Below are 25048 nucleotides of genomic sequence, written 5' to 3'. Positions count from 1 at the left end.
AGATAAGGTGTTGTGATATTTAGTGATATTAATATACTCTTTAATTATTATACTCGGCCTTTCCCTAGGCTCTTTCTATAACGTAGTCGGTCTCAGCGTCCCGGTAAAGCAGTCGTTCACAACGCGGCGCTCGGCTTGTCCGACTTGTGATAAAGAGCTTTCGGCTTTTGAATTAGTTCCAGTTGTTTCGTATATAGGTTTAGGCTGGAAGTGCCGCGGCTGTAAGTCGCGGATTTCTCCGCTTTATCCAATTGTTGAATTGATGACAGGGCTGTTGTTTGCAGCTGCGCCATTAGTGCTTGGCTGGACAAGCGAGTTATTTGTTGCTTGGTCATTGATTTCGCTTTGTATGATTATTTTTGTGTCCGATGTTACATATATGTTGATACCAGATAAAATACTTCTGTTTTTTACAGTTGTTTTTTTGTTTATACGGTTCTTTCTCCCGCTTGGTCCATGGTGGGATTCATTGCTCGGGGCTGCAGTTGGCTTTGGACTGTTGTTGTTTATTGCAGTAATTAGCAAAGGCGGCATGGGCGGCGGCGATATCAAACTGTTTGGTCTCTTGGGCTTTATTGTTGGTACGAAGCTTGTCTTGCTTTCGTTTTTCTTTGCCACTTTGTATGGAGCTGTAATCGGTATTGCTGGCATGATGCTTGGTCTGCTTAAACGCAAAAATCCCATTCCTTTTGGTCCATTTATTGTGTTTGGAACACTGACCGCCTATTTTTACGGTGAACAACTACTAAACTGGTATTTTCACTTTCTCTCTGCACCATGACTTTTTAAGATAAGGGGTACTCTCTATGGCTCTCTCATTTACCGGGAATAAAAAAATTGTCAATCTCGTATTTAAAGATCATGTCATCCGGCACACGGAACTTAAATCCATTAATCCACCTGTGATTCAATCATATGGTGAACATTATTTGCCTGCTGGTGTGATTCGCGACGGAAAGATTCTTGATCATGAGACACTGCAAAATATACTCGATGAAATCATCGATGAATGGAAATTGACAAAAAAACAGGTTCGCTTTTTAGTGCCTGATCCGTTTATCATTATTCGGAAAATCATGATTCCCAAAGAGGTAAAAGATGATGAAATTGAGGGTTACCTCTATCTAGAACTTGGGGTCACGATCCATCTTCCCTTCGAAGACCCTGTTTTTGATGCAGTTGTCCTTGATGAAACCAACGATAAAAAAGAACTACTGCTATTTGCTGCTCCAGAAAGTATTGTCTCCGAATATAGTGATCTTCTAGAAGAATGTAAATTAAAGACGATTGCCGCTGATATTTCGCCGCTGTCTTTATACCGACTGTATGATTTAAGTGGACAGGCAAGTGCGGAAGATCACCTCATGCTGCTGCAAGTTGACCTTGAAACAGTGAATGCTAGTATTTTTTTCGATGATAAGCCAGTGTTTATGAGACAGATTTCTATCTCAGATGAAGCGGGTGAGTGGGAAAAAGAATTTTCAACTATCACTGAACAGTATGAGTTAGTATTGAAAAAAAATGAGAAAACAGATTATATGACCATGCTTGAAGATACCTATACAGAAATTGAACGTGTTATTGATTTCTATAAATATTCCTTAAACCGCGGAGCTGTGGATGTAACAAAAATCCTGCTTACTGGTGATCATCCGTTTTTAGAAGAAATTTCAGAAGAAATCGGCCGCCGCTTTGAACCGTCAATCGATTTTATTGATACGGAATTACTAACACCAACTAAAGGAGAAATCCTTCCAAATCAGTACCTATTGTCTTGCGGACTCGCTCTGAAAGGGGTGAAGTGATGCTAGTCGATATTAATTTATTACCGAAAAAAGCACCGCGTAAAGCAGGACTGCCTGTTTTTATTATCTTTTTTCTCGTCCTAACAGCGATAGGAATCGGTTTGTTTTACTGGCAATACGCAGCGAAACAAGAAAGTCTCGCGTCTCTTCAATCACAAACACTGCGAATGGAAGAAACGATTGCTGTGCAAAGTCAAAAGATTGCTACTTTTGAAAGCTCTAATTCTGCGGCTGAACTTGAAAAAATTGTTGAGTGGGCTCGTGATTATCCGATTGAGACAGTACCGGTATTACAGCACTTAATCTCTTTTTTGCCAGAGAGAGGCTTCTTTCAGAACTTTGCTTATAATGATGATGGCAGTATTAATTTATCGATTCAATTTGATTCGTCGCGTGAAGCTGCTTTTTACTTAACGAAGCTGACTGAGTCGGAATGGATTAAGGATGCTAAATTAACTGGGATTACGACATCAGCCGAAATAATTGATTTAAAAGATCAAGAAGATAACCTAGAAAATGAGTCGAAGTTAATCAATGATCCGTTTATGCCTCGTTATCTCGCCCTCTATACACTTTCCCTAAACAGACAAACTGTGAAGGATGATACGGAAGGTAAAGAGAGTGACAAGGAATTGGACACAAAAGATGAAGCAGAAGGAGAGAACCCTGAATGAAAGGTGCAATCGATAAGAAGCAGTTCCTAGTCTTTTTCGCCATCGTATTGATTGTTTCGCTTTTGTTCACCGGTCTTTACTTTTGGCAACTCAGTCCGTTGAATACACAGATAACTACGAAGGAAACAGAGCTATCCAATCAGGAAAAACAGATGGAAGCATTGAATGCGGAACTTTCATCAACTGGGAGTACAAGCTTTGCTACCACAGTTGAACTGCAGAAGCAGCTGCCGGTTAAAGAAGCTGTTGACCAATTGGTGTTGAATTTAGAAAAAGCAGAAGTGATCTCCGGCAGCGCCATTACAACCATGGCTTTTGTTGATGGTGAGGTTATCTTAAGTGAAGAAGAAAGTGCCGCCGCTTTAGCAGCTGCGAATGCAAAAGCTGCGGAATCTAGTACTGCTACGGCAGGAGAAACCAATGAACAAGCAACAGCAACAACAACAGAAGAAGAGCCTGCCAATGAAGAAGGGGACCCGGCAGCAGAGGTTGTGGATCTCCTTCCTCAAGGTGTGAAAAAAGTATCGGTTGCCATGACCGTGCAATCCCCTGCTTTTTTTGAAATGGAAGCTTTTCTAGAATCTTTGCATTCGATGAAACGAATTCTTAAGGTAGATAATTTAACGTTTAACGGTTCTGAAGAGATTCATTCCATCGAACAGAGCAGTGAAAAGTTGGAATATCAACTCACCATCTCTGTCTTTTACGCACCAACCCTAAGCGATCTGCAAGATCAAATGCCGACTATTGAAGCACCGAAGCCGAGTAATAAACGGGATCCATTTAATAATTCACCAGTTGTGACAGAGAAAGCGGAGAGCGGCGAAGATGAGAGCTAAACGACTGACTTTATCTGAGCAGGGGTTAACGTTGATCGAACTTTTGACGGTAATCGTGATTCTCGGAATCATTGCGGCGATTGCAGTGCCGGCAGTCGGCGGGCTTATTGAGAAAGCTAGGACTCAGTCATTTGTCTCTAATTCGTATGCAGTAAAGGATGCGGCAACCTATTATTTAAAAGATCAAGTGGCAAATGATCATGATGTAGGTGATCAAATCTCGTATAAATTACTTGTTGAAGAGGGATTTTTGGATGAAATCAAAGACCCTGATACAGGAACGCTCTGGACTACCACTAACGGTTCCTACGTAAAGGTTGAGAAAGAAAAAGTAGTAAGCATCTGTTTATATGGTGAAAAGCGGAAGCTGTGTTCGCGCATGGAGAATACGAAGTTGATTGATGGACCTGCGCCCATCTCTGAATTAAATGTCGAACTGGTCACGCCTAAATAAATTGACGAAAGCTATTGATAACAAGACGACAAAAGTCTTGTTATTTTTTTTTGTCTCTATGATAGGATGAACAAAATGACCGTGATGAGGAGGTTGTGGGATGGACAACCTGAATAATCCTAAAAAAATTACGATAAAGATAAATGGCCAGGTTAAAACGTTTAAAGATGGAACGCTTGTGGAGTCAAAACCAGAAGCAGCAGCGGCGGCTGAACCTGAAGAAAGCTTCAACTGGATTCTGCCAGAAGAGGATGAAGAGTCGGAGCGAAACGTTCCGGAAATGAAGAAACCAAAACCTGGATTTTTTTCTTTTGGAAATGGCTGGATTTCTCCAAACAAAAAGAAACCGATTGTATTTTTACAAACGTATTTAATTCCGATCATTTGTGCTGTGATTATCGGGACAAGCTTAGGGTTTATCGTTTTAAAGACGATTGCAGGGACGGCCACCAGCGGAACACAGACGTACGAAGGGGAAAATGTTCCAACTGAAAAGCCGGTCGAAACGGCAGATACAGGGAAGAAAAAGAAAGCGGTAGCAGCGGTAACAGAAATTAAAACGTTTCTTGTTCAAGGCGGAATTTTTACAACGAAAGAAGCGGCAGCCGAGATTCAGCAAAAAGTGGCTGAAAAGAATGTACCAGCAGAGATTTTTAAGCAAGAAGATCAGTTTGTGCTGTACTTGGGTGCTTCAAGTACATTAGAGGAGACCAAAAAACTGGCTGTATTTTTAAAAACCTATGATGTAGATGTTTTTTGGAAAGAAGTAACCATTAAATCAGGTGCAAAAGAAAAGGAACAAAAAATACTTGGTGATATGGTTCCAGTTTATCAACAATTAACAAAGGACTCTTCGGCACAACTCCTAGGATCCGACTCTAAGCTGAATCAAGAGAAAATCGATAAACAGCTCGCAGCACTTAAAACGGAAGTTAAGAAAGCCTCTTCAGCTACTTTATCAGACGCTTATAATCAGTTGACAGCAGCTGCTGAATTGCATCGGCAATACCAAAGCTCACAAGAGAAGACCCAGTTGCTCCAAACACAAGATAAATTGCTGATGTTTTTACAAAACTATCAAAAGTAATGAACTTTTTATTTTCCGGGAAATACAAAGAATAAACACGAATAATGGCAAATCGTCCTCACGATGTGAGGTTCTTTGTCTTTCAAGTAGTTTTATAGATAGTTTTCGACATAATTGATGACAAAGATTGTTACTTGTTCATCTATTTGGTACGATAAGAGAGTATCTCTCTATCATGACAATAAGGTAAGGTGGTTTCATGCATCCAGTGATTTTAGCTTCTTCTTCACCGCGAAGAAAAGAACTTCTGCAATTCCTTCAAATACCATTTACTACAGTCAACACCAATGTTGACGAAAGCGTTGCCTCTCACTTAGACCCAGAACAGGCAGTCAGAGAACTCGCATTAAGAAAAGCAAAGGCGGCAGCAATTGATTTTCCAGATTCCTGTGTGATTGGATCGGATACGGTTGTAGCCATTGATAACGAGATTCTTGGAAAACCTGTCGACCGCAATGATGCCAGCAGGATGTTGATGCTTCTGTCTGGACGTACACATTGTGTGTATACTGGAGTCGCCCTCGTACAGAACGATCGATTCACTGTGTTTGCAGAGAAAACTCATGTTACTTTTTGGGACCTGCAGGAAGAAGAACTGAAGACTTATCTCGATAGCGGCGAACCTTTTGATAAGGCGGGCAGCTACGGCATTCAGGGGTTTGGCTCATTGTTCGTGAAAAAAATAGACGGTGATTATTTTACCGTAGTAGGTTTACCTGTTTCCCGGCTTGCCCGTGAATTAAAAGCGTTTACCCCTAATCCTGTAGAGTAGGCGGCCATTCCTCCTTTTTCGTCCTGTAAAGGGAAGGAAGGATACAATGGAAGAAAAAATGTTAATAAGGGATACTCCTAAAGAAGAGCGTCCCCGTGAACGCTTTTTGCAAGAAGGACCAAAAAGTCTTTCCAACCAAGAATTGCTTGCGCTGTTGATACGAACAGGAACAAAGAATGAGTCTGTTATTCAACTATCAAGCCGCTTGATTCGCACATTTGAGGGACTTCGGCTCCTAAAGGATGCATCAATCGAAGAAATAACGGCTATTCATGGAATCGGCGAAGCGAAGGCGATTCAAATCCTTGCAGCGATTGAAATCGGTCGAAGAATCAACAGCTTAAATAATCAAGATCGGTACGTGATTCGTTCGCCGGAAGACTGTGCGAATTATTGTATGGATGAAATGCGTTTTCTATCACAGGAGCATTTCGTCTGCCTCTATCTCAATACGAAGAATCAAGTTCTTCATAAGCAAACCATTTTCATCGGCAGCCTTAATGCCTCAATTGTCCATCCACGCGAGGTGTACAAAGAAGCATTTCGAAGGTCTGCCGCCTCTATCATTTGTCTCCATAACCATCCCTCGGGAGATCCACAGCCAAGCCGTGAAGATATTGAGGTAACCAAGCGTCTGGTTGAATGCGGGAAAATTATCGGCATTGAACTGCTTGACCATGTCATCATTGGAGATCAGAAATTTATCAGTTTAAAGGAAAAAGGTTATTTATGACACTACCAAAATATTTGACGATGCTGTATAATATTGTTTATGATTTTTGAAGGGATTGCTTTGAAATTCCGAGTTTTTTCTTATTGAAAATGATGATGCAAACAAAGACCTTATTATAAAAAGCAGATTGTCCATGAAAGGGAGATACCGCAATGTTTGGAATAGGTACTAGAGATTTGGGGATTGACTTAGGAACAGCAAATACGCTCGTTTATGTTAAAGGAAAAGGAATCGTTGTACGCGAACCTTCCGTTGTTGCTTTACAGACAGATACGAAGCAAATTGTAGCGGTTGGTAATGACGCGAGAAATATGATTGGACGTACTCCGGGGAATGTTGTTGCGCTTCGTCCGATGAAAGATGGAGTCATTGCTGATTATGAAACAACAGCGACAATGATGAAATATTACATGCAAGAAGCACAGAAAAAAGGCGTGTTCGGTAGTAAGCCTTATGTAATGGTTTGTGTTCCTTCTGGAATTACAGCTGTTGAGCAGCGTGCTGTTATTGACGCAACAAGACAAGCAGGGGCACGAGATGCATACCCGATTGAAGAGCCTTTTGCAGCGGCAATTGGTGCGAATCTACCTGTTTGGGAACCAACTGGCAGTATGGTTGTTGATATTGGCGGCGGTACAACTGAAGTGGCTATTATTTCCTTAGGTGGTATTGTAACAAGCCAATCAATTCGTATTGCTGGCGACGAAATGGATGAAGCCATTGTTATTTACATCCGTAAAAATTATAACTTGATGATTGGTGAACGAACTTCTGAAGCCATCAAAATGGAAATTGGTTCTGCTGGCGACACAGAAGGCATTGACAACATGGAAATTCGTGGACGCGATCTTCTGACTGGATTACCAAAAACAATTGAAATCACAGCGAAAGAAATTTCTACAGCTCTTAGAGATACCGTCTATGCTATCGTAGATTCAGTGAAAAATACGTTGGAAAAAACTCCGCCTGAACTTGCAGCGGATATTATGGATAGAGGAATTGTACTCACTGGCGGCGGAGCATTACTTCGCAATCTTGATAAAGTCATCAGTGAAGAGACAAGTATGCCGGTATTAATTGCCGAAAATCCACTTGACTGTGTAGCGATTGGAACAGGTAAAGCACTTGACCATATCCAATTATTTAAAACTAGAACAAAAGATTATTCTAGATAAATATATGTTTTAAGATGGGACGGAACGTAATCGCTGGTTTTTTGCCTGGCATTCGTCCCTTTTTTCAGTAAGCAGTTTACACTGCTAGGGATAACATTACGGGGATTGGACTTTCCGGGCTGGGACGTATCCAATCCGAAAAAGCCCAATCCTTATTTATTACGTATCTGCGTCTTTGACTGCATGTATGAGACAAAGTTGGAAATGATAGAGGTGAAAATCGCCATGCCACAGTTTTTTTTCAATAAAAAGCTTATTCTTTTACTGGTTAGTATCATTCTTCTCGTGGCATTAATTGGATTTTCGATGAGAGATCGAGATAAATTGACTTGGCCGGAGCAGTTTATACAGGATACGACAGGCTGGGCTCAAAATGTATTTAATAAACCGGTGTCAGCCGTCACTCGTTTCGTTGAGAACTTGGGTGACCTTCAGCATACATATGATGAAAACAAGAAGCTGAAAGCACGTTTAGATGAATATGTTCAGTTGAAAACGGAAGTGCAAGAGTTATCCGAAGAAAATGAGGATCTGCGGAAAACGCTTGATAAAAAAGATAGTCTTCGTGAATATGAGTCGATTCAGGCTACGGTCATCGGGCGTGACCCCGATCAAATGTGGCATGAATTAATTCGAATTAATAAAGGCAAGCTTCAAGGCGTCGAGAAAAATATGGCGGTTATTACGGCAGATGGGTTGATTGGGAAAGTAAAAACACCTGGTCAGTTTTCTTCAACTGTCGAATTGTTGACATCAGTTGATACGACAAACCGTGTTTCTGCGATTGTTCAAGGTGATGACAAGGCATATGGCATTATTGAAGGATATGATGAGGAAAAAGGGTTACTAATGCTGAAACGAATTCCCTATGATAAGAAGATTAAGAAGAATTCGTTTGTAATTACATCTGGTTACGGCGGAATTTTCCCAAGAGGTCTGCCGATTGGGAAAGTCGTCGATGTTAAGATTGATCAGAATGGGTTGAATCAAACAGCCTATGTACAGCCTTCAACCGATTTCTATGATATTAATAATGTAATGGTTCTTGAACGTAAAGTGGCAGGGAAAGAAGCAGAAATTCAAGATGAGGGTCAGGAGTAATGAGAAAACTTATTATTCCTCTGCTCGCTTTGATTATTTTTATTGGAGAAAGCGTATTGGCTAATGTTTTTTCTGGATACCTATACGGGGGAACCAGTTTCCTTATTCCGAGAATGACTGTTATTTTTATTGCCTTTTTGACCATTTATGGTTCGAGAAAGACGGCGTTTATGTATGCCTTTGTTCTTGGTTTGTTGTATGATGTAGCATATACAGAGATTCTTGGCGTTTACACGTTTGCGTTTCCTGTCGCTGCCTACTTAATATCAAAGATTATGAAAATTCTACAATCTAATTTATTGATTAGTGGATTAATTACAGTCCTTTTCATCGCCATAATTGAAACGGCGGTTTATCAGTTAAACATACTTCTTGGTTTCACATCAGTGGATTATCGTGATTTTTCCATGCTACGTCTTGTACCGACACTGCTCTTGAATTTGGTGTTCATTGTGATCACTGCCTATCCTTTAAGACGGACAATAGAAAGTTTAAGGGTCGAATCAGAAGGGGAATAAACGTAATCTACGTGTTTTCTTTCGGATAAAAAGGAAAATTCGCTGTCTGTGTCGAATTATACTTTCATTGAGGTGAAACAGGCGCCATGAATAAAAGAAGTCAGCAAAATGTTTTAATTAAGGGTACGAAAGATGGGCTCACACTGCATCTTGATGATGCGTGTTCGTTTTCAGAATTAATAAGGGAACTTGAAACAAAGCTTTCCTTAAATTATAGATTTCAGGAAAATGACCCTCTGCTTGCCGTAAAGGTACATATAGGCAATCGTTATTTAACAGATGCACAGAAGGAAAACATTAAAGAATTAATTCGTAAGAAGAAAAAGCTAGTCGTCGATGAGATTGTATCGAATGTGATGACGTATGATGAAGCAAAGCAGTGGAAAGATGAAAATCAAATTGAAACTGTAGCGAAAGTAATCAGATCAGGACAGGTTTTTGAGGTTCCGGGTGATTTATTACTAATAGGTGATGTCAATCCTGGCGGGAAAGTGGTGGCCGGCGGAAACGTCTATATCATGGGAACGCTGAAGGGCATTGCACATGCAGGAGCACACGGAAATTCGAGAGCTGTCATTGCGGCTTCTGTTATGAAACCATCGCAGCTTCGAATTTCAGAGCTTGTTTGTCACGCACCGGAAGCATACACCGAAGAAGGTCACGGCATGGAATGTGCATTTATCGATAATGATGAACATATCGTTGTTGAAAAACTCCATGTTTTAAAGAAACAAAGACCGAATTTAAATAGATTAGAAGGAGGACTCTAATCGTGGGAGAGGCCATAGTCATTACGTCGGGAAAGGGCGGTGTGGGAAAAACCACAACATCCGCTAACTTAGGTACATCATTGGCAATTCTCGGTAAAAGAGTTTGCTTGGTTGATACAGATATCGGACTTCGTAATTTAGATGTCGTTATGGGTCTTGAAAACAGAATCATTTATGATCTAGTCGATGTCATTAATGGACGCTGTAAAATTCACCAAGCACTTGTGAAGGACAAGCGGTTTGATGACTTGTTATATCTGCTTCCAGCAGCACAAACGAGTGATAAAACGGCCGTTAATCCGGAGCAGATGAAGAAATTAATCGGTGAACTAAAGCAGGACTATGATTATGTGATCATTGATTGCCCTGCAGGGATCGAGCAAGGCTTTCAAAATGCGATTGCAGGAGCTGACAAGGCGGTTGTCGTAACCACACCTGAAACATCAGCAGTCCGTGATGCCGATCGTATTATTGGGTTGATTGAGAAAGAAGATCATATCGAATCTCCTAAACTCGTGATCAACAGAATTCGTAATCATATGCTAAAAAGCGGAGAGATGCTGGATATTGACGAAATTACCACTCATCTTTCCATTGACTTGCTCGGAATCGTTGTCGATGATGATCAAGTTATCAAAGCCTCCAATCAGGGAGAGCCGATTGCCCTCGATCCGAACAACCGGGCGTCCATTGCGTACCGAAATATAGCTCGTCGAATCCTTGGTGAGTCTGTGCCGCTCAACCCGCTTGAGGACCAGCCAAAAGGTTTTATGGCCAAACTCAAGAAAATTTTTGCCGGTCAATAAGAAATTTAAACACCTCCAGTTATGCTGGAGGTGTTTTTTTTGCGTTGGGCATGTAGGTGACAGACTGGCAGACCGATACCAGTGCAGTTAGACTGATAAATCTTTGCTAGACCGATACATCAACGAGTTAGACCGATAAACTTAGCTGGTAGACCGATACCAGCGCCAGTTAGACTGATAAAACTTTGGTAGACCGATAAATGTGTTCGAGCATTAATTGCTGTTCGAGTTTCCCACCCCTTGCAAATTTCAAAGTCATAGTCTGGACAAGGGTGTCATATGCTGATTACAAAGGCTTGGGGAAGGGTGATGCTTGTTGGGAGACCGCAGGAAGGAGATACAAGATCGGATTGCTAAGCGGAGAAGGCTTGAGAGTAAGCTTGAGAGTAAGCGGACTGATATTCCGTGGTCAGAGATGAAAGTGGATAATCAGGAGCAGTATGGGTACGAAAGTGTCTCCTTTGAAACAGGTAATCGAGAAAAGGATCATCCGCTGTTTAAGAAGGAATACTTTCTTTTTAAAATGTTAGGTGCAGCATGCTTATTCTTAATTGTGGCTGTGCTGTTTAGGCATCCTTCTCCACAGTTTGATCCAGCGCGGAATGCTGTTTCTACGGCAATGAAACAGGAATTCCAATTTGCGGCTGTGTCATCCTGGTATGAAGATACGTTCGGGAAGCCTATCGCTTTTTTACCAACTGATAACACGAATACGAATGTGGCTGAAAGTGATGGTCAATTTGCTCAACCTGTGTCTGGTAAGATTACCGAAAGTTTTGAAACAAATGGAGAGGGAATTATTCTTGAAACCGGCAGTAACTCAAAGGTAGAGGCGCTGAATGGCGGATTAATTATCTTTGCCGGAACGAAAGAGGGACTTGGGAAAACGGTTGTAATTCAACATGTTGATAAATCAGAATCGTGGTATGGCGAACTCGAAAACATCAACGTAACCCTCTTTGAAACGGTGAAAAAGGGAGCGGAAATTGGACAAGTAACGGCAAGTCAAGATGGATCTAAAGGATCCTTTTATCTTGCAATCAAGAAGGATGATGCATTTATTGATCCTAAAAAGGTGATTTCCTTTGAATGAAAGTATTAAGCTTCTTCAGAAAATCAATATCCATCCGACGCTTTGGGTTGTTATGGGGATTGCGGTTGTCACTGCTCATTTCACACAACTATTAATGCTTTTTTGCATTGTTTTTGTCCATGAAATGGGACATGCGGTGACAGCTAATCACTTTAATTGGCGGATTAAAGCCATTCAGATTCTCCCGTTCGGTGGTTCTGTTGAAACGGAGGAATATGGAAATAAATCTATGAGGGAGGAACTTCTCGTCATTTTAGCTGGACCCATCCAGCATCTTTGGCTCGTTGGTGTCGCTTATTTGATGTATACATTTTCCCTGGTTTCTTTTGAATTATATCAGCAATTTTTCTATATGAATTCAGCCGTCATGCTCTTCAATTTGCTGCCAATCTGGCCGCTCGACGGGGGGAAACTACTCTTTTTAGGTCTTTCGCTAAAACGCTCCTTTATTGATGCTCATCGGTTAACGATTCTGTTGTCATCGGCGATTGCGGTTTTAGGTTTTTTCTATATCTTGCTGACTGAACCATTGAATTTGAATGCATGGATTATTGCTGGATTTATTATTTTTACACTGGTGATGGAATGGAAGCAGCGATACTTTGCGTTTATTCGATTTTTGCTCGAACGTCATTATGGACGTAATAGTACATTGGAGATGCTTAAACCGATTAAGGTCGATCAAAGTGAAAAAATTATTGAGGTGCTTGAACGTTTTCAAAGGGGGTGTAAGCATCCTGTAATTGTATTAAAAGATGGGCGGGAAAGTGGGGCTTTAGATGAAAATGAGATTCTTCATGCCTATTTTTCCGACAAATTAACTTCCGCTAGTATCGGTGAATTGTTATATTCCTATTAGATATGATATCCTTTCTTCAAATGGTTGCAGGATGGACTAACACAAGTCTGCTGTCCCCACATGAAGAAGGGGTTTTTTGTCATGAAAAAAATAATTGCCAGTCTAGTTACACGAGAAAAACGATATGCGGTACTGGAAAATGAACGAGTTGTCAGGCTGGAAATTGTGCAGCCGCAACAAGAAAGTACAGTCGGAAATATTTACATAGGTAAAGTAACCAAGGTGATGCCGGGTATGGAGGCTGTATTTGTTGAATATGGCGCGGATAAAAATGGTTTGTTACATCGGGATGAAATTCCTGTCTTTCAACAAGATAAGAGTAAGAACCTGCCCATTAAGGGAATTAGTTCGTATATCCATCAAGGGCAAAAGCTGCTTGTTCAAGTCAGCCGTGATGAATCGGGAACAAAGGGCGCGAAATTAAGTGCCATGATCGAGCTTTCCAGTCCGTCACTCGTCTACATATATGGCAATGATTATCTTGGCGTATCCAAGAAATTTACGAATCACCGTTTACAAAGTTATTGGAGAAAAGCGGCATCTGAGCATAAAGAGGAACTTGAAGGATTAATCGTCAGGACCTCTATGGAAAATCAAAGTGAAGAGGATTTTTTAAAACAGCTCCATGCCTTACGTGCTGCCTATCAAAATTTGGTTAAGCGTGCCGATTTGGCTAAGAAACCAGGGCTGGTTTATGCGCGGGATTCATTCTTAGACATGTTAACAGTTAAAATTGCTTCTACACAGTTCGGTGAAATTATTTTAGATGACTTTGAAAGCTGCCAAGAATTGAAAAAGCGTCTGGGTGAACAGAATAGTGAATGGACGGTTACATATGATTCCGGTCCTGGTGATCTTTTTGCTAAGTATCATATCCAAACGGAAGTGAGTGAATCACTGAAAAAACAGGTACCGTTACCAAATGGCGGTTCATTAATCATAGAAGAAACGGAAGCCTTTACGATTATTGATGTCAACACAGGGAAATTTATCGGCAAAGCACAAAAAGAGCAGACATTGTTTGAAACGAATCTCGAAGCTGCGAGTGAAGTGGTTCACCAAATCATATTGCGTAATCTAGCAGGTATCATTCTAGTAGACTTTATTAATATGACGGAAGAGAAGCATCGAAAAGCAATTGTTGCAGCCATGACAAAAGAAATGAAACAAGATAACCGACATGTCCAAATTGTCGGGTTTACTGAACTGGGGATTCTTCAGCTTACAAGGAAGCGTACAGCCCCGTCGCTGCAAGATAAGCTGACTAATCAGTGTACCGTCTGCCAAGGGACTGGAAGAGTGGATAGCCCGGAAACGGTTGCTTTCCGCTTGGAACGTGAACTGTTCGAACATCGAAGAAGCGTAGATGAGGCGGTCTGGGTTGAGATGAATCAAGCTGTAGCTGACGTTTTACTTGGAGTTAAAGATTCAGGACGAGAATGGATTGAAGCATTAATTGGGAAGAAATTACTTGTTACCTATATAGAGGGACAGCTAAACAGTTATACAATCAAACGTTTTGGTTCCTACAAAGAACTTAAACAAGCGAAATCGATGTACGAATAAAAATCTAGGAATGAGATTGACAGAGGTTTTTATATGTGATAAAATTTTACTGTTATGTTTGTAGCACCCGTGCTACAACCGCTCAAATCAGGTTCCAAAGTTTTTACGGCTTCGTAAAACGCCTGTGCTTGGCGAGTCTGAGAGATCCAAGGAGGTGCAAGTATGTACGCAATTATTGAAACTGGCGGTAAACAAATTAAAGTAGCAGCTGGCGAAACGGTTTATATTGAAAAATTAAACCTTGAAGCAGGCGAAACTGTTACATTTGACAAAGTTTTATTCGTAGGCGGTGAAGACGTGAAAGTTGGAGCTCCTCTAGTTGAAGGCGCTACTGTAACAGGTACTGTTGAAAAACAAGGGAAGCAAAAGAAAATCACTGTATTCCGTTACAAAGCGAAGAAGAACTATCATAGAAAGCTAGGTCATCGTCAACCTTATACTAAAGTCGTTATCGGCGAAATTAACGCATAAGGCTGAATATGATAAAGATAACTTTCGATGTCGCTCAAGGACGGATTCATTCCTTCACCTTAAGTGGACATGCTGATTTTGCTAAAAAAGGTTCTGATATTGTATGTGCAGGTGTATCGGCAGTTACCTTCGGGGCTGTTAATGCAGTTATGTCCTTAACGGATGTAAAACCTGAGATTAAGCAGAGCGGACAAGGCGGCTACCTGAACTGTGTGATTCCGGAAGATATTTCAGAATCATCACGGGAAAAGGTTCAGCTGTTGTTGGACGGGATGCTTGTATCATTACAGACTATCGAACGTGATTATGGAAAATACATGAAAATTATCCTCAGACAATAGGAGGTGGAACATATGTTAAGATTAGATCTTCAGTTCTTTGCTTCCAAAAAGGGAGTAGGTTCTACAAGAAACGGACGTGACTCCCAATCGAAGCGTTTAGGCGCTAAGCGTGCGGATGGTCAATTCGTATCTGGTGGTTCTATCCTTTACCGTCAACGCGGTACTAAAATCTATCCTGGTGAAAACGTAGGACGCGGCGGAGATGACACACTATACGCGAAAGTGGATGGTGTTGTTAAATTCGAACGTTACGGTCGTGACCGTAAAAAAGTCAGCGTTTATCCAGCAGCACAAGAAGCATAATACAGCTTTCTTTTAGAAGCTGGTTTATAGGGTCCGGCTCCTTCTATTGAACACAATATATTGCGGCAGCTCGTTCGTATGAATGTTTTGCTACATATGTGTGAAAAGGAAGGAGTCAGGGCTTTTCTTTTTTATTGTCTCCCAAAAACGTCTATGCTCCTATTTTAATTTTTTACATCCTAGATGACTTTGCTCTGCCATCGTCCAAAGCACTCTTGTGCCGAAACGGGTCCTTTGGACGATGGCTTTCATGTTTTAGAGGGAGATTACTCTATTCTACCTTCTAGCTTTTTTTGATATACTAAAGAAATCATCTGACATGATAGAGCGTATGGAATGTTCTATTGAATGGTAGGAGTTAATGAAATGGATAATGAATGGACGACCGTAGAAATTCTACGCCACTCACGACATGATTGGCTCAATAAGATTCAGTTAATTAAAGGGAACCTGGAACTCGAGAGAAGTGATCGTGCACGGGCCATTATTGAAGAAATCATTATTGAATCTCAGCATGAAGCAAGGCTGTCCAATTTGAAAATGCCGCAATTCGGTGAACTTCTTATGACGGCAAATTGGCAGCCCTGTGCTTTCCGCTGTGAGTTCGAGGTCATTGATACCATAAAAGGCTGTTCAAATCTCGATGAAACAATAACAGCCTGGACACGTAAATTATTTGCTATCTTGAACGAATCGCTGGATGGGTATAGTGAAAATGTGCTTACCGTTTCTATCTTTGAAACAAATGCAAAGAATATTCGTTTTTCCTTTGACTTAGAGGGAAGCCGCAAAGAAGATGATTCACTTATGCGTTTGCTTTCCCAGCCGCTGGATAAACTAGAGCATGTGTCATCGGAATTTACTGAAACATGTGTTGTATTTACGTTGGATATGAAGATTTAAAGTGGTAAAAATATATGTAATGCATCAAGGTTACATACAGAAAACAAGGAAGTGATTGCATGTTTATTGATCAGGTCAAAGTATTAGTAAAAGGCGGAGACGGTGGGAACGGTGTCGTTGCCTACCGCCGCGAAAAATATGTACCAATGGGCGGTCCAGCTGGCGGAGACGGCGGTAATGGAGCGAATGTAATTTTTGAAGTAGAAGAAGGACTGCGTACGCTAATGGATTTCCGTTACCAACGGCATTTCAAAGCACCACGCGGAGAACACGGTATGTCTAAAAACATGCACGGTAAAAATGCGAGTGATATGATTGTTAAAGTTCCACCGGGTACGGTGGTTACAGATGCAAATACCGGCGAAGTACTTGCCGATCTTATTGAACATGGCCAACGGGCTGTTGTTGCTAAGGGCGGACGCGGTGGACGCGGAAACTCTCGTTTCTCCTCTCCTTCTAATCCAGCTCCGGAAATCGCTGAAAATGGTGAACCTGGACAAGAACGTGAAATTACTATGGAGCTTAAATTGCTTGCGGATGCGGGACTTGTCGGCTTCCCAAGTGTCGGTAAATCAACGCTTCTTTCTGTAGTTTCTGCAGCAAGACCTAAGATTGCGGATTATCATTTCACCACAATCGTTCCTAATTTAGGAATGGTTGAAACGGAAGATCATCGTAGTTTTGTTTTAGCTGATTTACCAGGACTAATTGAAGGTGCATCACAAGGCGTAGGCCTAGGACATCAATTCCTTCGTCATATCGAACGGACACGGGCAATTGTCCATGTAATCGATATGTCAGGACTTGAAGGACGCGACCCTTATGAAGATTACCTGACCATTAACAATGAATTAAATGAATATAATTTACGTTTACTTGAGCGTCCGCAGATCATCGTAGCTAGTAAAATGGATATGCCTGATTCGGAAGAAAACTTGCAGACATTCCGTGAAAAGTTAACGGAAGACTATCCAATTTTCCCGATTTCTTCTGTAAATCGTTCAGGACTACGTGAACTTGTTTATGCGATTGTAGATAAAATTGAAGAAACACCAGAATTCCCGCTTGATCATGATGAAGCAGAAGATAACGGAATTCACCGTGTTCTTTACAAGCATGTATCACAAAAGGATGAATTCGATGTTACACGTGACCCGGATGGCTGTTTCGTAGTCTCTGGCTTCAAGATTGAACGTCTCTTCAAGATGACTGATTTCACTCGTGATGAATCCGTTAAACGTTTCGCTCGTCAGATCCGTTCGTTTGGAGTCGATGAGGTTCTTCGTCAACGTGGAGCGATAGACGGCGATATCGTCCGCATTCTTGAGTATGAGTTTGAATTTGTAGATTGATGAATAGATAATGGCGTTAGGTGCCAAGGTGAGGGATTGGAGTGCGCTGCATGGATAAGACCGATAAAAAGTTTTACCTGGTTCGAGAAGATGTGCTGCCAGAAGCGATGAAGAAAACACTAGATGCGAAGGAACTGATAGAACGGGGAAGAGCAGAGTCGATCTGGGACGCCGTTCAGAAAGTGGATCTTAGCAGAAGTGCTTTCTATAAATACCGTGATACAGTTTTTCCGTTTCATACAATCGTTAAAGAACAGCTCGTTACCCTGTTTTTCTATCTGGAGGACCGATCAGGCACGCTTTCGGAACTTTTACATGTAGTGGCCTCATCAGGATGTAATGTCCTGACCATCCACCAGACGATCCCTTTACAGGGGCGTGCAAACGTTACGCTCTCATTAAATACCGGCAGCATGAGTATGCCGATAGATGAGTTAATGACACGCCTTCGTCAAATGGAATTTGTTGAAAAAGTTGAAGTACTTGGCACAGGAGCTTAAATTAATGCCCCCACCACTTATGGTGCGGGGCATTTTTTTATAGAGTACAATTATCTATTTTTCGTGAATTTTCAAACTTATTTATTGTAAAAGTCCTAAAAATAGCATAAGATAAACAGTAAATTTTCCGTGAGAGGAAGCGTCATACATGTATAAACAAATTGCATTTCTGGGTCCTAAAGCAACATTCACGGATATAGCCGTAAGCCGTCTATTTCCTAATGATTATAAAGTGCCCCTGTCGACCATCCCGGATTGCCTGGATGCCGTAAATGACGGGGAAGTAGAAGTAGCGGTCGTTCCCATTGAAAACGCACTTGAAGGTTCTGTGAATATAACCATCGATTATTTATACCACGAAGCAAAGCTGCCCATTCGTGGAGATATTACCGCTCCTATTGAACAGCATTATATGATTCATCCGGACAATGATACACCGTCTTTCAAACCAGAGATTGTGTATTCTCATTCACATGCCATCGCTCAGTGTCATAAGTTTCTCCATAAAGAGCTGAAGGGCATACCCTATGAAAGCACAACATCAACTGCAGCTGCTGCTAAAATGGTCAGCGAAAATCCGGATAGAAAGATTGCCGCCATTGCTAATGAAATGGCAGCAGACGTGTATGGCTTAAAAATCGCTAAGAGACAAATCCATGATTACAGCCATAACCATACAAAATTTATCGTGGTCTCGAAACAAGAAGTCAGCTTTGATGACCATTTAACAAGTGAACAAGGCTACAAAACGACGCTCATGGTGACACTCCCTGTCGACAGTTCCGGGGCACTCCATAAAGTGTTGTCCGCCTTTGCTTGGCGTGGCCTCAATTTAACGAAAATTGAATCAAGACCATTGAAAACCGGTCTAGGCAATTACTTTTTCATTATCGATATTGATAGGAAAATGGATGATATTCTTATTCCTGGTGCTATGTCCGAAATGGAGGCACTCGGCTGTAAAGTCAATGTTCTAGGCAGCTATCCAAGTTTTAAAGTGGGAAAGCCACAAATGGTTTAACCTAAAAGGCCTGTCTCCAACTTGGGGACAGGCCTTTTAGGTTAAGTCAACTTATGTAGTCGATTAGAAATCCTGCCTCTTTTAAAGCAGCTTCAGCTTCGTCAAGATGTTGCTCAGAGTCCGCGGATAAGGTATGTAGATGGACGCCGTTTGCCAAAACGGATAGATACGAGGCATTACTGTCAGTAATCCGCTGAATGAACTGACGCACCTCTCTACGGCTGCTGACCATGATGGAAGCAGTCAAATCCCCATACACAGGATGCTCTATTTTTACATCTTTAATCGTAATGCCAAGATCAACAAGTAAATTCAATTCCTGCTCCGTCTGTTCCGGAGAATGTGAGCAAGTAATAATCCGTTCATACTGCTTCGAATTGGTCGGAGACATGTAAATATAGCCCTGACTGGTCGCGATAATCGGCTCATTTTTAGCTTTCAGCAAGGTAACATCACTAACAATCACCTGGCGGCTCACATGCGTCATCCGTGACAACTCACTACCCGTCACAGGCTCCGCGCTCTCCCTCAAAATCTCAAGCAGCTTATTCCGCCGCTCTTCACCATACAGCTTCCTCTGTTCAGTCATAAATATCTCTCCTTCAACTCATTGCCCTCATTTTACCATAGCGAGCTGGAATCTTCAGACATGGAGTAATTTTTAAGGTGAAGTGTACATAAACTAGTCAATTCCGTACAAACGCTGATTGGAAGCTTATCCGTAATACCTCCATCATATTCAGAAAGGTTGCTCCGCACAGGAATAGGCCCGAAGCGCACAAAAACTAGTCAGAAGCGCACAGAATAACTGGTTTCCGCACACAAAATGTCCTGAAGCGCACAAAAACTTGCCAATTCCGCACATACCTCGATTGGAGGCTTATTCCTTTAATACGTAACCCTTTTGTAAATAGCTTTCCATGAAATTTCTTTTATTCTTCAAAGGCTGTTTAAGGGCGTTTTAGCATAAATGGTTTAGTTTTGGCATAAGTTTTCATGAAAAATGTTAGCACTTTGCCTAGTTCTTCATAGTATGTATGGACATATGCATAGGAGGGATCGTCAACGTGAAGATTCATATAGTCCAAAAAGGCGATACGCTTTGGAAAGTATCGAAAAAGTACGGCGTTAGCTTTGAGGAGCTGAAGCAATTAAATTCACAGTTAAGTAACCCGGACATGATGATGCCGGGGATGAAAATAAAGATCCCAGGTACATCGGGTAATGTGAAAAAAGAATCGGTTGCAAACCAAGGTGCAGTTATTAACTACGGTGTGAAGGAGGCGCCGATGCAACAGCCGATGCAGCAACCCATGCAGCAGCTGGTCAAAGAAGCGCCGATTTTTCAACAACAGCCAGTAAAAGAGCAGCCAATCGTAAAAGAACAAATCATCGTAAAAGAAAAACCAATTGTGAAAGAAATGCCAATGCCAAAGCCAGTTGCTCCTGAAATTGATATAAATAATTATTATATGGTAAATATGACGAAGAATATGAATATACAAAAGCCAGTAAAAGAGGCACCGAAGCCGGTTCAAAAACCGATTATTCCACCACCGATGCCTAAGATTCCGCCAATTCCAGTTTTAGAGGAAAGTCCTGAGGAAGAAATTACAATTATACAAGAACAAGAGCAAGAAATTATTGTACCTGAATATATCGCACCAGAGCAAGAGTGTGTGCCGATTACACCAATCATGGCAGGGTCCGGATATTGTGAACCAATTCCTCCTTGGGCATTTGGGCATGTTCAGAGTGCAGGAGTTAGTCCACAGTCAGTTTGGCCAACGCCAGCCATGCAGGAAGTGCCGTGCGAAAATGAATTTAATCCATATCAGCAAGCTCAAACATACCAACAGGGCCAGCAATACCAGCAGCCTCAGTATTATCAGCCTGAACAGTCCTATCAGCAAGCGCCATCTTATCAACCGATGCAGAGTACTGCACAATATCAGATGGATGAATCTTCATCTTCCTCGTCATCATCGGGAAAAAATTATGGATTATACAGTCAGGCGGGTCAGCAGCAAATGCCAGGTTATTATCAACAAGCTCAGATGCCACAAGGGCAGTATGGTCAAGCGGAGTCATCCAATGAGTCGTCAGGTCTAGGAAAGCACTATTATCAGCAAGCAATGGCAGAACAGCCCCTTACCCAAGGTTATTATGGGCAGCAGCCACAACAAGAAAGCTCAGATTGTGGTTGTGGTAAAAAAACGCCAAAGGGCCCACAACCTAGTTATGCCATGAAGATGAAACCGGGCAATCAGTCTTATTATCCACAGCAAGGAAATCTTCATGGGAATTTCACAGAAGTTGAATATGAGAGTGTAGACATTGTAACTCAAGCTCCAGTATATGGAGGTCAAGGTCAGCCAGGGTATGGTCAGCAAGGCGCGCAATATGGCCAGCAAGCAGGGCCTCAGCAAGGGATGCAATACGGCCAGCAAGCAGGACCACAGCAAGGAATGCAATTTGGGCAACAGGCAGCACCACAGCAAGGAATGCAATACGGCCAGCAAGCAGGACCACAACAAGGGATGCAATTTGGCCAACAAGCAGGACCACAACAAGGAATGCAATTTGGCCAACAACCATTCGGAGGCCAGCAAGGAAATCCATTTGGTCAGCAACCATTCGGAGGTCAGCAAGGAAATCCATTTGGTCAGCAACCATTTGGAGGTCAGCAAGGAAATCCATTTGGCCAACAACCATTCGGAGGCCAGCAGAGGAATCCATATGGTCAGCCGTTCGGAGGTCCGCCGGGTCCGTACGGTCAGCCATTTGGGAATCCTCAACAAAGAAATCCGTATGGTCAACCTTTTGGAGGCCAGCAACAGATGATGAATGGTGAACAAGGGCAGGGAGGCGGAATTCCGTTTGGTGAGCTGCCTTATGGAGGACGGGATTTTGATCAGCGAATTCCTGGTGTTCAAGCACCGCTGCATTCTGGGTATCCAACCTACGCTGATGAAAGCGATGGCTACTAATCAACGAGGGGACAGTGTTTTCTACACTCGTCTCCTTTCTTATTTAAAAAACAGCGGGTTTCGGCCAGAAAAAATTCAGCATGTAAACGGGGATGTTCATCTAATTCGCAGTGAAAATAAATCTTTGATCATTAAAGGCTTTTCTAATTACCGGAAATGGGAAAGCCAGGAGATTTTAACGTCGGTTATTAAAAAAAATGGTTTTAACAGTACGTATCGGATGTTAGCTGAGGAACGACCATTTGATTATGAAAACAAGGTATACGCAGGTATTGAGTATTTACCACCAGCTAAGACGTCCTTTAATTATCGCAATGATAAAAACCGTCAAAACGGTTTAGAGGTACTCAATCAATTCCATCAAGCATCAGTTCATGCACTACCAAATTTAAAAAGCGGTATTCCTTTGTTTGATCAGCATATAAAGTGGCGTGAACGTCTGCTTTTATTTAAAGAACACTTGCCCGTCATTCGTGAATATGTAGAAGAATCGATTTTAGACAATTGGATTCGGTGGGCAGAGTGGTCGCTATCAGGGCTGCAGGCATACGAACGTTTGTTATACAGCGAAAATAGTGTGGTCATTCATGGGGACTGTGCACATCATAATTTTTTACGGAAGCAGAACGGGGAATTGACCTTAATTGATTTCGATTTAATTAGTGAAGCACCGCCGATTATCGATTTTTTACAATATGCTAATCGAATTCTGCCTCATCTGAATAATCCAGAAGAAACGCTTTGGAGTTATCCGGAATTAAAGAAATACCGCCATAATCGTGCATTTTTATATGCGCTGATTTATCCAGCTGATATTTTTCGAGAGTGGAACCGACTCGTGAAAGAAGAAGGATATCTTCATTCCAAACGGCTGCATTCTGTTTGGAAATTGTCAGTAGAAAATTATTCAAAACGTATGAAATTCAATCGAAGCATCGCAAAGCTGCTTTCCTAAAATGGTTTGAACTGTCAGAGTAAAAACTCCCTTTTCTTAAGATGCTAAAAAGGCAGGTGCGAAACCTGCCTCTAAGCGAAGGGGGTTTATTGATGCGGAGTAAAAGCTTCTTATTACCGATATGCACAGTGTTTGCAGTAACCTTGACTGGGTGTTCAGCAAGTGATAATCAGGCTGGGGAAAACGAAAACACCAACACACTTGAGTCGGGGTACCATTCGACTGAAAAAGATAACTTGGTGCGGAGAATTAGTCATGATGCACCGATATCGAGATTGGGTGAACAATCAACAGATCAAAGAGGGATGTTCTATCACGATAACGACTACAGCAGGAACGATCGAAATTATCACAAGCATGACGGGGAACCAATAAAAGCTAGATCAATGTATTACACAGCCTATGATGGCAGACTCGTTGAAAACATTAGACAAAAAGCAAATAGAGTCAGGCATGTAGAGGATTCCCGTGCTGTTAGTACGAGTAATGGAATCTTTCTCGCACTCAGTCTGGATGATTACACCCAAGCCGAACAAGTAGCAGAAAATGTAAGAGATGAAGTGCAAACATTAATCGGAAATAGAACGCTGCATATTGTAGCTAACAACAATAATTACCACAGTACCATCAATGTCGATAATCGCCTGCGCAGCGGACTCCCAATCGATATGAGCCATTTAAAAGTGGAAGACTTCTACAGAATGAATCATACCCCGCAAAATAGAGAGTAAAAAGGATTGTAGAGAAAAAGCTGCTTTTTCTCTACAATCTTTTTTGTGTGAAGAGTTATTGAACATGCCGAATTGGTTGCTTTTAGTGTGCGAAAAAATGGAATAAGTGTGCAAAGCCGACGGTTTACTGTGCAGATGAAGTGTAAATCTGTGCAGAACTAATCAAAAAGTGTGCATAGCCGGCTATTTACTGTGCAAAGCCAATTTGGAGCACAGTGAAGGCAAGGTAAGCCGGGGTTGTTAAAATAGAGTCATTAATTTAGATCAAAGAGATTAAAAGCAAGATACTCATTTTCATCAAACATGCCGAACTAGGTGAGCTGTTAGTGTGCAAAAATTCAGAATAAGTGTGCAAAACAGACGGATTACTGTGCAGATGAAGTGTAAATCTGTGCAGAACTAAACAAAAAGTGTGCATAGCCGGCTATTTACTGTGCAAAGCCAATTTGGAGCATAGTGAAGGCAAGGTAAGCCGGGGTTGTTAAAAAGGGTCATTAATTTAGATCAAAGCAGGAACAAAAGCAAGATACTCATTTTCATCAAACATGCCGAACTAGGTGGGCTGTTAGTGTGCAAACCAGCCTTCATCCTTGTCTTCTAATCTGTTTTTGATATTTTTCTTAATTCCCGGGTTATTTATCTGGTAATTGGTGAAACTATGAAGGATAGGCAGTGCACTTCTTCGGGAGAGGTGAGGGATATGAAAAGGAAGTTGATTGGGGTATCGCTCCTCTTTGGGATGATGCTGACACAAATACAGGTTGAGGCGGCTGCAGTGGATAAGAGGGTTATTCTGCAGCGGGTCTATGTAGATGGAGAAATAAGTGAGGAAAGCACAGTCGAAACGATTAGGGCTATGGACGACTTTTGGCGGAAATATGCCGGATGGGAACTGGTTGAGCAGAGTGAAGAGGAAATCATACTGCGTAAGCAGGAAAATGACTTGTCTCCGCTTTTGAAAGCAAATGGTTTCTTTGGCGTGACGGTTGATGGCAAGCTGTCGATCTATTATGGCAAACCTGATCAAGATCAAATCATTCATTCCTTCTTCCAGCTGGATGTTGGAAAGCTTGAAGTATATCAACATGCTGAACTGCTTAAAGGGATTCCGATTAAAACAAAAGAGCAGTATGAACAGGTGATTACAGCGTATAAGGCGTATAGTATTCCGATCAGTGGAAAATAACATATAGATAAGGCGGTGCATAAAACTGGCATCGTCTTTTTTC

General features: G+C 41.6%; 28 protein-coding genes and 1 other annotated feature. Of the genes, 27 read left to right on the top strand and 1 reads right to left on the bottom strand.

What is annotated here, in order from left to right:
- Nucleotides 1-31: 31 nt before the first annotated feature.
- The 23 genes from MHI18_RS07070 to pheA all read left to right on the top strand — a co-directional run bounded on the left by MHI18_RS07070 (nucleotide 32) and on the right by pheA (nucleotide 19143).
- On the top strand, nucleotides 32-781 hold the full coding sequence (locus tag MHI18_RS07070; protein ID WP_340847606.1) for a prepilin peptidase: 750 nt from the start codon (nucleotides 32-34) through the stop codon (nucleotides 779-781).
- A 25-nt stretch (nucleotides 782-806) separates the two neighbouring features.
- Complete coding sequence (gene pilM, locus MHI18_RS07065; RefSeq protein WP_340846680.1) at nucleotides 807-1805, top strand: type IV pilus biogenesis protein PilM; 999 nt, start codon at nucleotides 807-809, stop codon at nucleotides 1803-1805.
- Nucleotides 1805-2479: a PilN domain-containing protein gene (locus tag MHI18_RS07060; RefSeq protein ID WP_340846678.1), complete on the top strand. Its 675-nt coding sequence runs from the start codon at nucleotides 1805-1807 to the stop codon at nucleotides 2477-2479. Before pilM ends, MHI18_RS07060 begins: the two co-directional genes overlap by 1 nt.
- On the top strand, nucleotides 2476-3318 hold the full coding sequence (locus MHI18_RS07055) for a GspMb/PilO family protein (RefSeq protein WP_340846677.1): 843 nt from the start codon (nucleotides 2476-2478) through the stop codon (nucleotides 3316-3318). Before MHI18_RS07060 ends, MHI18_RS07055 begins: the two co-directional genes overlap by 4 nt.
- On the top strand, nucleotides 3308-3772 hold the full coding sequence (locus tag MHI18_RS07050; protein WP_340846676.1) for a type II secretion system protein: 465 nt from the start codon (nucleotides 3308-3310) through the stop codon (nucleotides 3770-3772). Before MHI18_RS07055 ends, MHI18_RS07050 begins: the two co-directional genes overlap by 11 nt.
- Before the next feature lie 100 nt (nucleotides 3773-3872).
- Complete coding sequence (locus tag MHI18_RS07045) at nucleotides 3873-4859, top strand: hypothetical protein (RefSeq protein WP_340846675.1); 987 nt, start codon at nucleotides 3873-3875, stop codon at nucleotides 4857-4859.
- A gap of 199 nt (nucleotides 4860-5058) precedes the next feature.
- Complete coding sequence (locus tag MHI18_RS07040; protein WP_340846674.1) at nucleotides 5059-5631, top strand: Maf family protein; 573 nt, start codon at nucleotides 5059-5061, stop codon at nucleotides 5629-5631.
- Between the two features lie 46 nt (nucleotides 5632-5677).
- A complete protein-coding gene (radC, locus tag MHI18_RS07035; RefSeq protein ID WP_040376216.1) occupies nucleotides 5678-6364 on the top strand; it encodes a RadC family protein in 687 nt (228 codons plus the stop codon).
- A 152-nt stretch (nucleotides 6365-6516) separates the two neighbouring features.
- Nucleotides 6517-7539, top strand: a complete 1023-nt coding sequence (locus tag MHI18_RS07030) for a rod shape-determining protein (RefSeq protein ID WP_340846673.1) — start codon at nucleotides 6517-6519, stop codon at nucleotides 7537-7539.
- 225 nt (nucleotides 7540-7764) lie between these two features.
- The gene (mreC, locus tag MHI18_RS07025; RefSeq protein WP_340846672.1) at nucleotides 7765-8640 is read left to right on the top strand and encodes a rod shape-determining protein MreC; all 876 of its coding nucleotides are present in this window, start codon (nucleotides 7765-7767) and stop codon (nucleotides 8638-8640) included.
- On the top strand, nucleotides 8640-9158 hold the full coding sequence (gene mreD, locus MHI18_RS07020; protein ID WP_340846671.1) for a rod shape-determining protein MreD: 519 nt from the start codon (nucleotides 8640-8642) through the stop codon (nucleotides 9156-9158). The genes mreC and mreD overlap by 1 nt, the downstream gene beginning before the upstream one ends.
- Before the next feature lie 86 nt (nucleotides 9159-9244).
- A complete protein-coding gene (minC, locus tag MHI18_RS07015; protein ID WP_340846669.1) occupies nucleotides 9245-9928 on the top strand; it encodes a septum site-determining protein MinC in 684 nt (227 codons plus the stop codon).
- Between the two features lie 2 nt (nucleotides 9929-9930).
- Nucleotides 9931-10734: a septum site-determining protein MinD gene (gene minD, locus MHI18_RS07010; protein ID WP_340846668.1), complete on the top strand. Its 804-nt coding sequence runs from the start codon at nucleotides 9931-9933 to the stop codon at nucleotides 10732-10734.
- A gap of 316 nt (nucleotides 10735-11050) precedes the next feature.
- Entirely contained in the window at nucleotides 11051-11827 is a 777-nt protein-coding gene (locus MHI18_RS07005) for a peptidoglycan DD-metalloendopeptidase family protein (protein WP_340846667.1), read from the top strand.
- The gene (locus MHI18_RS07000) at nucleotides 11820-12686 is read left to right on the top strand and encodes a M50 family metallopeptidase (protein WP_340846666.1); all 867 of its coding nucleotides are present in this window, start codon (nucleotides 11820-11822) and stop codon (nucleotides 12684-12686) included. Before MHI18_RS07005 ends, MHI18_RS07000 begins: the two co-directional genes overlap by 8 nt.
- Before the next feature lie 81 nt (nucleotides 12687-12767).
- Nucleotides 12768-14252, top strand: a complete 1485-nt coding sequence (locus MHI18_RS06995; RefSeq protein ID WP_340846665.1) for an Rne/Rng family ribonuclease — start codon at nucleotides 12768-12770, stop codon at nucleotides 14250-14252.
- A gap of 66 nt (nucleotides 14253-14318) precedes the next feature.
- Nucleotides 14319-14401: a sequence feature (ribosomal protein L21 leader region), on the top strand.
- 13 nt (nucleotides 14402-14414) lie between these two features.
- A complete protein-coding gene (gene rplU, locus MHI18_RS06990) occupies nucleotides 14415-14723 on the top strand; it encodes a 50S ribosomal protein L21 (protein ID WP_201647640.1) in 309 nt (102 codons plus the stop codon).
- An 8-nt stretch (nucleotides 14724-14731) separates the two neighbouring features.
- The gene (locus tag MHI18_RS06985; protein WP_340846664.1) at nucleotides 14732-15064 is read left to right on the top strand and encodes a ribosomal-processing cysteine protease Prp; all 333 of its coding nucleotides are present in this window, start codon (nucleotides 14732-14734) and stop codon (nucleotides 15062-15064) included.
- A gap of 12 nt (nucleotides 15065-15076) precedes the next feature.
- Nucleotides 15077-15367, top strand: a complete 291-nt coding sequence (rpmA, locus tag MHI18_RS06980; protein ID WP_040376206.1) for a 50S ribosomal protein L27 — start codon at nucleotides 15077-15079, stop codon at nucleotides 15365-15367.
- 366 nt (nucleotides 15368-15733) lie between these two features.
- The gene (locus MHI18_RS06975) at nucleotides 15734-16270 is read left to right on the top strand and encodes a Spo0B C-terminal domain-containing protein (protein WP_340846662.1); all 537 of its coding nucleotides are present in this window, start codon (nucleotides 15734-15736) and stop codon (nucleotides 16268-16270) included.
- A 59-nt stretch (nucleotides 16271-16329) separates the two neighbouring features.
- Complete coding sequence (obgE, locus tag MHI18_RS06970) at nucleotides 16330-17622, top strand: GTPase ObgE (protein WP_340846661.1); 1293 nt, start codon at nucleotides 16330-16332, stop codon at nucleotides 17620-17622.
- A 50-nt stretch (nucleotides 17623-17672) separates the two neighbouring features.
- Complete coding sequence (locus tag MHI18_RS06965; protein ID WP_340846660.1) at nucleotides 17673-18122, top strand: ACT domain-containing protein; 450 nt, start codon at nucleotides 17673-17675, stop codon at nucleotides 18120-18122.
- A gap of 148 nt (nucleotides 18123-18270) precedes the next feature.
- Nucleotides 18271-19143: a prephenate dehydratase gene (gene pheA / locus MHI18_RS06960; protein WP_340846659.1), complete on the top strand. Its 873-nt coding sequence runs from the start codon at nucleotides 18271-18273 to the stop codon at nucleotides 19141-19143.
- A gap of 46 nt (nucleotides 19144-19189) precedes the next feature.
- Here the strand turns inward: pheA and MHI18_RS06955 are convergent, their stop codons facing one another.
- Nucleotides 19190-19732 (bottom strand): transcription repressor NadR, encoded by a 543-nt coding sequence (locus MHI18_RS06955; protein ID WP_340846658.1) that lies wholly within the window; start codon nucleotides 19730-19732, stop codon nucleotides 19190-19192.
- A 478-nt stretch (nucleotides 19733-20210) separates the two neighbouring features.
- On the opposite strand from MHI18_RS06955, the gene safA reads away from it, so the two are divergent.
- The 4 genes from safA to MHI18_RS06935 all read left to right on the top strand — a co-directional run bounded on the left by safA (nucleotide 20211) and on the right by MHI18_RS06935 (nucleotide 25005).
- Nucleotides 20211-22133 (top strand): SafA/ExsA family spore coat assembly protein, encoded by a 1923-nt coding sequence (safA, locus tag MHI18_RS06950; RefSeq protein ID WP_340846656.1) that lies wholly within the window; start codon nucleotides 20211-20213, stop codon nucleotides 22131-22133.
- Nucleotides 22054-23088: an aminoglycoside phosphotransferase family protein gene (locus MHI18_RS06945; RefSeq protein WP_340846655.1), complete on the top strand. Its 1035-nt coding sequence runs from the start codon at nucleotides 22054-22056 to the stop codon at nucleotides 23086-23088. The genes safA and MHI18_RS06945 overlap by 80 nt, the downstream gene beginning before the upstream one ends.
- Nucleotides 23089-23180: 92 nt before the next feature.
- The gene (locus tag MHI18_RS06940) at nucleotides 23181-23819 is read left to right on the top strand and encodes a YhcN/YlaJ family sporulation lipoprotein (protein ID WP_340846654.1); all 639 of its coding nucleotides are present in this window, start codon (nucleotides 23181-23183) and stop codon (nucleotides 23817-23819) included.
- 700 nt (nucleotides 23820-24519) lie between these two features.
- Nucleotides 24520-25005 (top strand): intercompartmental signaling factor BofC, encoded by a 486-nt coding sequence (locus MHI18_RS06935; RefSeq protein WP_340846653.1) that lies wholly within the window; start codon nucleotides 24520-24522, stop codon nucleotides 25003-25005.
- Nucleotides 25006-25048 lie beyond the last annotated feature (43 nt).

This window comes from Peribacillus sp. FSL H8-0477, assembly GCF_038002765.1.
Taxonomy (GTDB): Bacteria; Bacillota; Bacilli; order Bacillales; family DSM-1321; genus Peribacillus.
Note: the sequence above shows the minus strand (reverse complement) of the source record. Positions and strands in the feature narration are given on the sequence as shown.